This is a genomic window from Candidatus Thermoplasmatota archaeon (genome assembly GCA_030018475.1).
In the GTDB taxonomy this organism is placed as follows: domain Archaea; phylum Thermoplasmatota; class JASEFT01; order JASEFT01; family JASEFT01; genus JASEFT01.
Map to the genome: position 1 here is coordinate 1 of JASEFT010000041.1, position 12,028 is coordinate 12,028.

Annotated in this window: 12 protein-coding genes and 1 pseudogene; 6 read left to right on the forward strand and 7 right to left on the reverse strand. The window is 38.7% G+C overall.

Annotated features, from left to right (window positions below):
* Nucleotides 1-182 precede the first annotated feature (182 nt).
* Together psmB and QMD21_05810 are read left to right on the forward strand one after the other, a co-directional pair.
* Entirely contained in the window at nt 183-827 is a 645-nt protein-coding gene (gene psmB / locus QMD21_05805) for an archaeal proteasome endopeptidase complex subunit beta (GenBank protein ID MDI6856279.1), read from the forward strand.
* A gap of 70 nt (nt 828-897) precedes the next feature.
* Nucleotides 898-2,808, forward strand: coding sequence for a beta-CASP ribonuclease aCPSF1 (locus tag QMD21_05810; protein ID MDI6856280.1), 1,911 nt, complete (start codon nt 898-900; stop codon nt 2,806-2,808).
* 4 nt (nt 2,809-2,812) lie between these two features.
* On the opposite strand, the gene QMD21_05815 is transcribed toward QMD21_05810, so the two are convergent.
* From QMD21_05815 to QMD21_05830, 4 genes are read right to left on the reverse strand one after another with little or no spacing between them, the layout of a single operon-like run.
* A complete protein-coding gene (locus QMD21_05815; GenBank protein MDI6856281.1) occupies nt 2,813-3,610 on the reverse strand; it encodes a radical SAM protein in 798 nt (265 codons plus the stop codon).
* Nucleotides 3,607-4,155: a uracil-DNA glycosylase gene (locus tag QMD21_05820; GenBank protein ID MDI6856282.1), complete on the reverse strand. Its 549-nt coding sequence runs from the start codon at nt 4,153-4,155 to the stop codon at nt 3,607-3,609. The genes QMD21_05815 and QMD21_05820 overlap by 4 nt, the downstream gene beginning before the upstream one ends.
* On the reverse strand, nt 4,152-5,465 hold the full coding sequence (locus tag QMD21_05825; GenBank protein MDI6856283.1) for an Nre family DNA repair protein: 1,314 nt from the start codon (nt 5,463-5,465) through the stop codon (nt 4,152-4,154). The genes QMD21_05820 and QMD21_05825 overlap by 4 nt, the downstream gene beginning before the upstream one ends.
* Nucleotides 5,465-6,703, reverse strand: coding sequence for an ATPase domain-containing protein (locus QMD21_05830; GenBank protein ID MDI6856284.1), 1,239 nt, complete (start codon nt 6,701-6,703; stop codon nt 5,465-5,467). Before QMD21_05830 ends, QMD21_05825 begins: the two co-directional genes overlap by 1 nt.
* A gap of 92 nt (nt 6,704-6,795) precedes the next feature.
* On the opposite strand from QMD21_05830, the gene QMD21_05835 reads away from it, so the two are divergent.
* Complete coding sequence (locus QMD21_05835) at nt 6,796-7,443, forward strand: PD-(D/E)XK nuclease family protein (GenBank protein MDI6856285.1); 648 nt, start codon at nt 6,796-6,798, stop codon at nt 7,441-7,443.
* A gap of 6 nt (nt 7,444-7,449) precedes the next feature.
* Here the strand turns inward: QMD21_05835 and QMD21_05840 are convergent.
* Nucleotides 7,450-7,560, reverse strand: a pseudogene (locus tag QMD21_05840) (4-demethylwyosine synthase TYW1).
* Nucleotides 7,561-7,602: 42 nt separating this feature from the next.
* Nucleotides 7,603-7,803: a hypothetical protein gene (locus QMD21_05845; protein ID MDI6856286.1), complete on the reverse strand. Its 201-nt coding sequence runs from the start codon at nt 7,801-7,803 to the stop codon at nt 7,603-7,605.
* A gap of 89 nt (nt 7,804-7,892) precedes the next feature.
* Here QMD21_05845 and QMD21_05850 point away from each other — a divergent pair, with 89 nt between their 5' ends.
* Genes QMD21_05850 through QMD21_05860 form a run of 3 tightly spaced genes read left to right on the forward strand, consistent with a single transcriptional unit; the run spans nt 7,893 to nt 10,699 of the window.
* Nucleotides 7,893-8,837: a calcium/sodium antiporter gene (locus tag QMD21_05850; GenBank protein MDI6856287.1), complete on the forward strand. Its 945-nt coding sequence runs from the start codon at nt 7,893-7,895 to the stop codon at nt 8,835-8,837.
* Nucleotides 8,838-8,891: 54 nt separating this feature from the next.
* The gene (locus QMD21_05855) at nt 8,892-10,028 is read left to right on the forward strand and encodes a Na/Pi symporter (protein MDI6856288.1); all 1,137 of its coding nucleotides are present in this window, start codon (nt 8,892-8,894) and stop codon (nt 10,026-10,028) included.
* 5 nt (nt 10,029-10,033) lie between these two features.
* Nucleotides 10,034-10,699, forward strand: a complete 666-nt coding sequence (locus tag QMD21_05860) for a PhoU domain-containing protein (GenBank protein ID MDI6856289.1) — start codon at nt 10,034-10,036, stop codon at nt 10,697-10,699.
* Between the two features lie 110 nt (nt 10,700-10,809).
* On the opposite strand, the gene thsB is transcribed toward QMD21_05860, so the two are convergent.
* Nucleotides 10,810-12,028: thermosome subunit beta (thsB, locus tag QMD21_05865; GenBank protein MDI6856290.1), on the reverse strand; the 1,219-nt coding region annotated here is incomplete at its 5' end.

Consider the following 12,028-nt stretch of genomic DNA (forward strand, 5'->3'; position numbering starts at 1 on the left):
TTTATAAACTATCCAAAATGCATCTCTACCGTCTATGCTTAAATATAAGTTACCCTACAGCTAGCTATTACGGGTGCCAGAGCTGACAAAAACAACATTATAGTTTCCGCACACGAGATTTGAATAAATTTAAATACTCGTAGCTCTATTAACTATTAGCAATAATTTTTAGATAGCTAAAAATGTATCCTGCCGAATTTGAAAATTTAAAAAGAGGCACAACAACGCTTGCACTAGTTTGCAAAGACGGCGTTGTAATAGGCGCTGAAAAAAGAGCTACTATGGGTACGCACATAGCGCATAAAGTAACAAAGAAGATATTCAAAATTGACGATGCTCTTAGTATAACTACCGCTGGTTTGGTAGGCGATGCACAGCTATTAGCAAGATGGCTTAGTGCTGAGGTAGCGCTCTACAAAATGCGCAGAGGAGTTGCCATAACTGTAAAAGGCGCTTCCACACTCATGGCAAATATACTATCTAGCAGCAGATATTTCCCGTTCTGGGTTCAGTTACTAGTTTGCGGAATAGATAATGAAGGCAATCATATTTACTCGTTAGACCCTGCTGGAGGCAATATTGAAGATAAATACGTAGCTACAGGCTCAGGACTGCCTTATGTCTATGGCGTACTCGAAGACTACTATAAAGAAGATATTAATACGAACGAAGGTGTGGATTTAGCGTTGAGAGCCCTCACAGCGGCTATGAAAAGAGACAGTGCTTCAGGCGATGCTGTAGATATAGTTACAATAACTAAAAAAGGCTACAAAGAGATTACAGAGGAAGAAATTAAAAAAAGGAAAGAGAAACTTGAGCTCGCTTAGGTTTTTTAAACTTTACTCTATACGCAACTCTAACAGCGAAAACGCAAAATTCTAAATTTGGGAAAAGTCGATGGGTATTGAAGAAGTTCTGGCTAAAATAAGAGATAGAATAGGAGCGACAATACCTTCAAATATAGAACTAACCAACGTAGAATTTGAAGGTCCTTACGTAGTTGTTTATACCAAAAATCTTGAAGAATTTGCGACTAACGGTGACATTGTCAGGCAGTTAGCGCAGGCACTTAGGAAAAGAGTCGTTATTAGGCCAGACCCCGTCATGTTAGTAGACAAAGAACTTGCAGAACCAAAAATTAGGGAGATAATACCTGAAGAAGCAGGTATAAAAGATATTTATTTTGATGCCGATTGCGGTGAGGTAACTATAGAAGCTTTGCAGCCAAACCTTGCTATAGGTAAGTACGGCTCTGTACTGAATGAGCTGAAGAAGGAGATAGGCTGGGCTCCTAGAGTAGTAAGGTCGCCGCCAATCCCTTCAAAGATAGTAAAAGATATTAGAGAATACTTGAACTTGAAGAAGGAGGCTTCGAGCAGGAAAGAAGCGCTTAGAAAGATAGGCAAGCGCATCCACAGAGAGATTAGCGGCAACGAAACTTGGATAAGGATTACAGCGCTTGGAGGCTTTAGAGAGGTAGGTAGAAGCGCTTTACTTATCACTACAAAAGATAGTAAAGTATTGGTCGATTGCGGCATAAATGTAGCTGATGAATCGCCACCTTATTTGCAATTACCTGAGGTACTGCCATTGGAAACGTTGGATGCTGTTGTTCTTACCCATGCACATTTAGATCACTCAGGACTTGCTCCTTTACTTTATAAATATGGCTATACAGGGCCTACTTACTCCACTCTACCAACTAGGGATTTAAGCGCTTTGTTGCAGTTAGATTATCTTAAAGTAGCTGCTTCTGAGAACAAAAAAATACCTTATGAATCTGCAAATATAAGAGATTTTATCAAGCACTGCATTACTCTAAGGTATGGCGATACAACTGATATAGCGCCTGATTTGAGACTGACTTATCATAATGCAGGTCATATTTTAGGTAGTTGCATTGCCCATTTCCATGTTGGTGAAGGCTTGCATAATATTGCGGTTACCGGCGATATTAAATATGAGCGCACGTGGCTCTTCAATCCAGCTGCTAATAAATTCCCTAGAGTGGAAACTCTAGTTTTAGAGGCTACTTACGGCGGCAAAGATGATTTCCAGCCTACAAGGGCTGAGGCTACAGAGCAATTAAAGCGACTGGCTCAAACTACTCTAGCTCAACGCGGCAAGCTTCTAATACCAGTATTTGCAGTAGGCAGGAGCCAAGAAGTAATGATGGTAATTGAAAATTTAATTTCTAATAAAGAGCTGCCTGAAGTGCCTGTCTATTTAGATGGTATGATCTGGGAAGCTACTGCAATTCATACTGCTTACCCAGAATTTCTTAATACTCAGCTGAGGAACGCAATATTTCAGAGGGGCGAAAATCCATTCCTTTCAGACAGCTTCAAAAGAGTAGACAGTTCCGAAAAGAGAGAAACTATTCTAAACGAAGTAGAGCCTTGTATTGTACTAGCTACCGCTGGTATGCTAAATGGTGGTCCAGTAATGGAATATCTGAAAGCATGGTGTTCGGAGCCAAAAAATATGCTTGTTTTCGTTGGATATCAAGCTGAGGGTACGCTTGGCAGAAGAATTCAAAAAGGCTTGAGGGAATTACAGTATTCTCATCAATGTAAGACTACAACTTTAAAAATAGAAATGCAGATAGAGACTTGCGATGGTTTCTCAGGCCATAGCGACAGGCGTCAGCTATTGAGCTATGTACATCATTTGGAGCCTAAGCCGGAACGTATAATTATAGCTCACGGTGAATATCAAAAATGCATTGATTTAGCAAGTACAATTTATAAAAAGTACGGTTTGGATACTAGAGCGCCAATGAATCTGGAAACGGTGAGAATCAAATGAAATATTAAAATGCGCGCTCACATTTTAATTTGTATTCTTTGCATAGAGCATTTAGTTCTAAATAAATTTTTTCAAAATAATCGTTAGGTAAAAACAATATCTTTTTGTATTCTGGTATTAAATTTGGATTGTAGGAGCTTAGAAACTTTTTTATTCTATTCCAAACACCTTTTTTCAATCTCAATCTATCTACAATTATTCTTTTAGTACCAGTAACTGCAATTTTATTGATTAGCAGTTCTAAGTTACTGTTGGTTATATACGGCATTACAGGTCCTATAAAAGCCCATGTGTCTACGTTTGCTTGCGCAAATTTTTCTAATATTTCAAATCTTTCTTTTACAGAGCTTGAGTAAGGCTCATATTTTTTTATTAGCTCATTATCGAGCGTTGTTATTGTAACCCCAACATCTTTAACAGAAAATTTTTTGATTAGCTCTAAATCTCTGAGTATAAGCGAAGATTTGGTCTGAATAGAAATAGGGAACTCGTATTTTAGTAGCTGGTGTAGGCATTTCTTTGTAACCTTGTATTTCATTTCTATAGCCTGATAAGCATCTGTAACTGTGCCTATACCAACAACGCCTCTCTTTTTAATTTCCAACTCTTTGGCAAGCACATTGGGAATGTTGACTTTAACATCTACGAAAGAGCCCCACAAACGAGATTCTCTTAAAACGCTAGGCGCATAGCAATAAACACAAGCATGCTCACAGCCCCTGTAAGGATTTAGTGCGTAATCTAAGCCTGGAAGTAATGATTTGGAAAGAGCAGTTTTACAATAAATTTCAGTAAGTTTCATAATAACCCTGTCAGTTTCTTAAAATCTCCAATCATTACTTTTTTTAATTTCTGCATATACAAAGCAGCTGCTGGGTGAAATGTCAAAAAATATATAATTCCTTCTTTTTTGTGCACAGTGCCGTGTGCTTTTGTTGAAATTAAATTTTTGTCAAGCAATGTTTGTATCGCTACATTACCAAGTAGCACAATAATTCTAGGCTTAATAATTGCAATTTGCCTTTTTAAATAAGATAGGCATGTTTTGATTTCTTCTTCAGTAGGCTTTCGGTTTTTAGGCGGTCTGCATTTAACAACGTTTGTAATGTACACGTCCTTTCTTTCAAGTGCGAGCAGGTTGATAAGTTCAGTAAGAAATTTACCTGCGCTACCAACAAATGGCTTGCCTGCTAGATCTTCGTTTCTTCCTGGAGCTTCACCTACAAATAGTATTTCTGCGTTTTCAGAGCCCTCGCCTGGTACTGTTCTTAGCCTCGTCTTCGCTAGCCTGCATTTATTGCATTTTATTATCTCTCGTACTAATTCTTCTAGTTTCGTTGCACTCATTTCTCTTTTAAATAATCTTCAATCCTCTTCTGATAGAGCAATGATTTAAGTAGATTACTGTTACGAAGCCATCTTAAAATAGGCGCTCTCAATTTGGTGGAAATATAGTTCAACGCTTGCTCTAAAGAGTCGAATTTATTACTTTTCTCCCTGAGCGCTAATCTTACATTTTCTCTTACATGCCAAACACCGAGAGGCATTATATAGCCTGGGTAGGCTTCGCTAAACACTATAGCTGAAGCTTGTTTTCCAATGCTAGTAAGAAATTCTGTGCATGCTAATCTTGCCGCATAGTAACAGCCGCCTATCTCTGCATATTTAGTTCTACCTTCGTAAGGCTCGAACGAGGAATAAATCACAGCTCTTGCGCCTGTAGGGTTCCATACAGTACCTGGATACCAAGCCTCAATTAACTCGTAGCTCCATTCTCTAGGTATGAGTAAAACTATGAATTTCCGATCGTTCTGCTCTGCCTCGTAAACCTCGTAATCGCTTATTAAATGATAATATTTAACCTTCTCGATAAGCTCTTTAGAAATTATAGAATCAACAGCTGTAATACTCCATCTTGTAGGTACAAATTTACGCTTTTTTTCTAATCCTAAAGCGCCTACTGAAAAAGCACGTTGAATTTTAGATACCAAAGCGCCTGCACGATATAGTTCAATTACTGCCTCAGCAGCTTTTAGATCTGTATCGGTGTAAGCCTTGTCAAGTCTAGGATCTATTTTAAGCTCGCTAAGCTCGATTTTTTTCAAAGGCGCGCTTGGTCCAAAAGGCGGTGCGTTTTCATCTAATACTAATCTACCTGCAGGCTTTTTAGTAAAAAGTGCCTTCACTTCTGTAGGCCCTCTGCTCAATGCTAACTCTCTGATTCCATCGGTTATCTTACTGGCACCAGTCACATTGATTCGATACTTACCCCGCACAAGCTTGGCTCTGAACTCAACAATCTCATCTATGCTCTTACCAGTCCAGAACTCGGGGGTATCTAGCAAAGAGGTATCGTCATGCAGTGGCGGTATTAGAGGACCTATGGCTACGTACGGATAGCCTATTCTACCGACGAATACAGCTGGAGGTGAGGCGCCTTCTAAACTCAAACTATCAATAAAAGTTTTTGTTTTTAAATGCGCGTAAGCTCTTACAAGTACTGGGCATCGTAACTTACCGCAAAGCAATTTAGTGCCTTTGCATAATACGCATCTAGTATTATAAGTAGGCGCAAACTCTACTTCCCTAAGTTCTGAAATTGCCTCTTCGTCTACAACTTCTTTCAGCCAAGGATTGTGCATATTTTTTTCAAACACTATCTAATATAATCCAAATGGAAAGAGCCTATAATTAAATCCTTTCCTTTAGCCTTGTATTCGACCCAAGCTCTAGTCTGTACATCGCACACGCTCTGAACTGCGAGGAAAGTTCTTTGGTTATCTTCTTTGAGCTCTGTCACCCCATCACTTAAGTTGCGAATTACTTGCACTTCATTATTAGAATATATGCCTTTTGTAAGAGAATAGAGCGCCACAGCTTTCTTCCTCCTGCACTTGGTAGTTAAATCGCCTATGAGTCTGAAGAGCTCTTGAGCTTTTAGACTTGTAGCAAGTGTTGATAACGGAAATACTACCCTGCAGTAACCGCTTTTTTCTTTCACTCTATTTAGCGTCTCATTTACCGCAAGATTTATTAAGTCAACATCCTTAAAAGTGGGTACATATTCTACATTATCTCTCCGCTCGAATATCATGCCCATTCTTTTGGAATAGATATCTACATACGATATCAATTTAGCTTTTTCAGCTTGCTCGTAGCCCTCAGTAAAATCTTTCAGCTCTTGTCTCAAATCATCTGCAGATCTGTCAACAGTGACAACAACACAAGGAACGCCTTTACATAATCCCTCAGCTATGAATCTGTTCATAAATATCTCAGCGCCTGCAAAAGGAGCGCTATAAATAAGCACACAAGAGCCGAACGGTATACCCCCAAGAAGTAGCTCGTCTAATCTTGGGATGCCAGTCTTGGCTTTCTGCTGCACACGCTCCTTATCAAGCTCTTTCTCCCTTCTTTCGATTTCAAGCCATGCTATTCTTCCCTCTTCTTTTGCAAGTGCAACTTCCATGAGTTTTAGCTTATCAGCTCTATTTCTAAGCTCTTCTTCTTTCGATTTTAGCTCGTATTCGAGCTTTGCTAATCCTTCTATCATTCTCATTTTATCATCTAAAGTTGAGATATTTTTCGCTCCACTAATCTTTTCCAACTCATACAGTTCTCTCTTTAGCTTCTCAGTACCGAGCCTCTGCTCTTCTTCCCTTCTGCTAAGCTCTTCCTCTTTGTATCTCATCGACTCGATTTTGCTTCTGAGCTCTTCCTCTTTCAGTACCAGCTCAGCTTCTTTATCATGCAGATAACTTTCTATTTTTCTAAGCTTTTCCTCTTTTCCCGAGAACTCAAGCGCTTTCGCTTTTAAAAACCAGATTAACTTTTTCAAATCGCCTTTTCTTAGATATTCCTCAAGCGGTATTTTCTTTACTTTGAGCTTAGCCATTTTTGTATAAATAGTATTTGATAGTTAAAATTTTTGCTGCGTCCTGCTCAAAAGGAACTATTAAGAATTCTTAAATATATTTTATTTAAAAAATGAGGATATCAACAACCTCACTCCCTTTGCTTGTAGAGTGCCCTTTGTGCTTCTGGCTGCATCATAAAAAAGGACTTGCTAGGCCTGGCTATCCTTTACCCAGAATACTGAGTCAGCTGGACAGTGCAATTAAAGAGTATATCAAGAAATATCAGAATACTAAAGAGCTACCGCAATGGCTTAAGGAAAGGGGCGTCAAAGGAAGGCTATTAGGACCTCAGTATTTAGAATACGAATGTCCTGAAGTTGGAGTGGTGCTAACTGGAAAACTCGACGAACTGTTGCTCGAAGATGAAGGCTATTGCGTGATCGATTTCAAGTCAGGTAGATTACCACCAAATAATCAACCACCTTATTATTACCAAATTCAGCTAGATTCTTACTGTTATCTTGTAGAAAAATGCAGAAATACTAGTACTAACAAAGCATTGCTAATATATTTCAGTTTAATCCCTGGGGACGAACTTGATAATAATTTTCTGCCTCTAGATATAGAGATATTAGAAGTGAGGACAAAACCCCAAAGTACCTTAGAGCTACTAAAAAAAGCGAAAGAAGTGATTGAGTTAGAAACTCCTCCTCAGCCTGATGAAAATTGCGTTTTCTGCAACTGGCGAAATAATATTTCTAAATTATCTTTGTATTAAGTTGCATAATTTATTATAAATATTTTCGTTAGGCGTTGGTAGTGTAATACAAAGCTGAGTGGGTAAAGGCGCTAGTTTCTCAAGCGCTCTTGGCATAGTGCCGTTAGTAACTAAAAAAAAGTGGTCATTCCTTTTCTCTTGCACAGTGCAATAAAATCGTTAAGTTTGGGATTTGTGCTTTCTCTCACTAAAAGTTTTCTGCTCTTCCATACTATCAAACACTATTGGCACGCCGATATAACCGCAATCATTACAAATTAATTTATTTGTAGATAGCATATCGCCAGGTATTAGTCCTTCGCTAACAGCTCTTGTTCTCAGATTCGTACTACCGCACTTCATACAGGCTCTGATTTTCATTTGTAATTATAACAGCCATAGCTGTTATTAAATTATCCTTTTTGCAAAAAGCTAAACTAATAAATAATTCTTTTGCTAATACCCTGTTTATGCTCGCAATAACTAATTTACCTGTTGCTATCTTACTTTGCGCTCTTGGAATTTTATTTTTATATCTAGGTGGCGAAAGCCTTGTAAAAGGCTCTGCTCAAACTGCTTTTAGGTTAGGCGTTAAACCTCTTTTTATAGCACTTACTGTAGTTGCCTACGGCACTTCTTTACCTGAGTTCGGTGTCTCTTTTATTGCAACTCTGGCAAACCATACAGAGATAGCAATTGGCAACATAGTCGGCTCCGTAATCTGCAATATTTTACTTATTTTAGGTATAAGCGCTATGATAAGACCTTTGAAAATAGAGAAGGACCTTGTGAAGAGGGAAGCGCCAATAATGGTAATCGCCACTTTAATTTTAGTGCTCTTTTCATTTAAATTGGTTCTTGACAGATTTGCAGGCGCTGTTTTGCTCGCATGCTTTAGCGCTTATATAGTATTTTTTATTCGGTGCGCTAAAAAATCGATTCCTAAAAATAATTATGCAATTAAAGCAAAATCAATGTGGCTGAATATTGTTTTTATAATTGCAGGCCTTGGAGGCGTTATTTTAGGAGCTCGTTTACTTGTAGACAGCGCTGTCTTTATTGCTCATTTTGCTAATGTTCCTGAAACAATAATTGCACTTACTTTAGTTGCAGTAGGTACCTCTTTACCAGAACTGGCGGTTTCAGGTATTGCTACTTATAGAGGACACGCTGATATTTCAGTAGGCAATATAATAGGCTCTAATATATTCAATGTGCTTTTGATTTTAGGCGCTTGCTCTTTGGTAACGCCTCTCTTAATAACTTCTGAGCTGTTTGTCAATATGCTCATATCACTTCTAGTATGCGCTGTAATAATTCCTCTGCTCTATACCGGCTACAAACTATCCAGAGCGGAAGGAGCTGTACTGTTAATGTGCTACGCGCTCTATCTTGCTTATTTATATTACGGTTAATTTATCCAAACTGCTCATAACTTTCATAGTCTCATAAATCATTTGCAGATTGAGATGCGTTTGGGAACTGCTATTAGGGCGCTATGGCGTAAACTGCTTGTAAACAAATACACCCTCGTTATTTTGCTACTTCTCGCTATCTACAGTTTCCTTCTTGGTATAGAGCTTATTAGCGATGGCTCTAAACTCATGGGCAAAGATTTTTCTAACTCGTTACTTGCAACAATGCGCTCGCCAATCTCTGCGCTATTAATAGGAATGCTAACAACAGCAATAGTTCAGTCTTCTTCATGCACTACTTCTATAATTGTAGCGCTCTGCGCTAGTGGCATTTTACCGATAGAAGTTGCAATTCCTGCAGTAATGGGCGCAAATATAGGCACTACCGTAACAAATAGTCTGGTATCGTTTGCGCATATTAAGAGGAAGGAAGATTTTGAACGTGCTTTCTCAGGAGCAACTGTGCATGACTTTTTTAATATCCTTTCCGTAATTGTGCTCTTACCTATAGAAATAATATTTCATCCTTTACAGAACTCGACTTCATGGGTGGCAAGAGGCTTTGTAGGAATAGGCGGTGCTAAAATAGCGTCGCCGATAAAGCTCTTTACAGAGCCTATTGCAGAGCCTATTACTGATTTAGCAAAGTGGCTGTTTGGTGGATATGCGGGCATTCCAGTAATAATTATAGGTGGCATGGGGCTATTTCTAGCACTGAAAGTCATTGTCGATACCACAAGAACAATTGCATCTAGAAAATTCGATGCCGTACTTAATAAATATCTGTTTAGAGCTGCATGGCTCTCCTTCCTTCTAGGACTTGGACTCACTGCCTTCGTACAGAGCAGCTCTGTAACAACTTCTATTGTAGTTCCTTTCGTAGGCGCTGGATTGCTTACTGTAGAGAAAATCTACCCTTATACTTTAGGAGCTAATATTGGTACTACAGTTACAGCTATTTTAGCAGCCTCAGCTTTGGGCGTAGAAGTAGGTATTCAGATAGCTTTCGTACATCTGATGTTTAACTGTCTTGGTATAATGATATGGTATCCTTTGCGCAAAGTGCCTATAGGGCTAGCTAAAAAGCTTGGCAGCTTCGTAGCTAAAAAGCGCAAATCAGCAATTTTATATATCCTGATAGCATTTTATTTAATACCTGGAATTTATATATTGATAGAAAGGCTGTGGTGAAAAAGATGGGCTTCAGAATGATTTACGATGCAATAACGAAGACTAAACTACTTGAGCAGATTTACGAAGATGTAGGCAAAATGAACCGCGAATGCAAGGAAATATTTAAGAAAGCATATGAGTGCTTGGTAGAGAATAGAGACGAAGAAGCGTTAGAATTAGCGCGTGAAGATATAAAAATAAACAAATACGAAGTAAAGATAAGGAATGATATCATGGGGTATTTAGCTATCAACACAGCGCCAGACTTAAACACGGCACTTACACTTGCAAGTGTTGTTATAGACTATGAAAGGATTGGCGACTATTCTAAGATCATAGCACAGCTTGGATTGCTATATCCAGCTAAACTAGAGGATGGAGAATATATAGATATAATCACTCAAACGATGAATACTGTGCTTAAGCAGTTTGATTTAGCTCACGAAGCTTTTGTAGAAGGCAATGACAGGAAAGCGCAATTAGTTATAGATTCTTACGCTGGTATAAAAACGCTACATGATGCGCTTGTCCACAAAATCAACAAAGAAAAAGATATTGAGATAAACAAAGCTATAGTTTACGCTGCACTTGCTATTTATTTGCGTAGAATAGGCGCTCATTTAAAGAATATAGCTACAAGCGTAATTGCGCCATTTCCTGAAATTGGTTTTGAGAAGAAGGATTTCTAACAGCCTTTTTCTCTTTCTTGAAAAGAAAGAGGAAAACGACTGGCAAAAAAGAGAAAGAACCAGGGATTACTTCGTAATCCCTAAAAGAACGACGTTTGAGTGAAAAGTTTTTAATATTCTTCCATTTTTGGCGTTGGGGGGCCTGGTGGCGCGATTTTCTTACTGGCAATAACATCGTCAATTCTAAGAATCATTACTGCAGCATCTGTAGCGGAAAGTATAGCCTGTCGAACGACTCTCAAAGGCTCAAGCACATTTCCAGCGTGCATATTACTTACTTCTCCTTTTAAAACGTTTACACCTACATTTACCTCGCCTTTCTTATGCGCTTTCCTTAACGCTAACAGAGTATCTATAGAATCCATACCTGCGTTTTCGGCAAGAGTTCTAGGTACTATTTCAAGAGCGTCTGCAAACGAATTTATTGCTAATTGCTCTCTACCACTGACAGTAGATGAGTAACCTCTCAGCGCTAGTGCTAGCTCGGCAGCTGTAGCTCCCGCGCCTGTAACTATTCTGCCATCCTCTAGTGCGCAAGCAACGACGCTTAAGGCGTCATGAACTGCACGTTCAGCTTCTTCAACTACATGCTCTGTACCGCCTCTTATTAAAACAGATACTGATTTAGCATTTTTACAGCCTGTGACGAAAGTTAGTTTATCCTCGCCTATCTTCTGCTCATAGACAAGTTCCGCTTCCCCTAAATCTTCTTTAGTTAGCTCATTAATTCTACCAACGAGTTTTGCGCCTGTAGCTTTTGCAAGCTTTTTAATATCGCTTTCCTTTACTTGCTTTACCGCGAGAATATTATTTTTTGCAAGGTAGTACTGCGCTAAATCATCAATACCTTTCTGGCATATTACAGTATTTGCGCCACTCGCTTTTATTGTATCGACCATTTTCTTAAGAGTCTCTTGCTCCTGTTTAAGAAACGCTTGAAGTTGCTCTGGCGAAGTTATTTTAATTGAAGAATCTATTTCTGTCTTCTTTATCTCAAGTGCGCTGTCGAGCAAAGCTATTTTTGCTTTTTCTACCCTTTTAGGCATATTGCCATGGGCTATTTCTTTGTCTATGATAATACCATCTATAATTTGTGTGTCTTCCATACTGCCGCCGTGCTTCTTTACTACAAGCACGTTATCAATATCTGCAACGAGCTTTCCTGCTCTTTTTCCAATAATCTTCAGTACTGCTTCTACCGCTAAATTTGCAAGTTTAGCTCTTACAGCACTTGCGCTTTTACTCATAATCGAAGTTATAGCTATATTTTTTAAAGTCTCAACATCTTTAGAGCTAACTTTTTCAGCAAGCTTATCTAAAATTTCGCAT

Bases quoted from the DNA above. Each gene is read 5' to 3' on its own strand.
- psmB (MDI6856279.1), top strand. From the start codon at position 183: ATGTATCCTGCCGAATTTGAAAATTTAAAAAGAGGCACAACAACGCTT.
- QMD21_05810 (MDI6856280.1), top strand. From the start codon at position 898: ATGGGTATTGAAGAAGTTCTGGCTAAAATAAGAGATAGAATAGGAGCG.
- QMD21_05815 (MDI6856281.1), bottom strand. From the start codon at position 3,610: ATGAAACTTACTGAAATTTATTGTAAAACTGCTCTTTCCAAATCATTA.
- QMD21_05820 (MDI6856282.1), bottom strand. From the start codon at position 4,155: ATGAGTGCAACGAAACTAGAAGAATTAGTACGAGAGATAATAAAATGC.
- QMD21_05830 (MDI6856284.1), bottom strand. From the start codon at position 6,703: ATGGCTAAGCTCAAAGTAAAGAAAATACCGCTTGAGGAATATCTAAGA.
- QMD21_05835 (MDI6856285.1), top strand. From the start codon at position 6,796: ATGAGGATATCAACAACCTCACTCCCTTTGCTTGTAGAGTGCCCTTTG.
- QMD21_05845 (MDI6856286.1), bottom strand. From the start codon at position 7,803: ATGAAAATCAGAGCCTGTATGAAGTGCGGTAGTACGAATCTGAGAACA.
- QMD21_05850 (MDI6856287.1), top strand. From the start codon at position 7,893: ATGCTCGCAATAACTAATTTACCTGTTGCTATCTTACTTTGCGCTCTT.
- QMD21_05855 (MDI6856288.1), top strand. From the start codon at position 8,892: ATGCGTTTGGGAACTGCTATTAGGGCGCTATGGCGTAAACTGCTTGTA.
- QMD21_05860 (MDI6856289.1), top strand. From the start codon at position 10,034: ATGGGCTTCAGAATGATTTACGATGCAATAACGAAGACTAAACTACTT.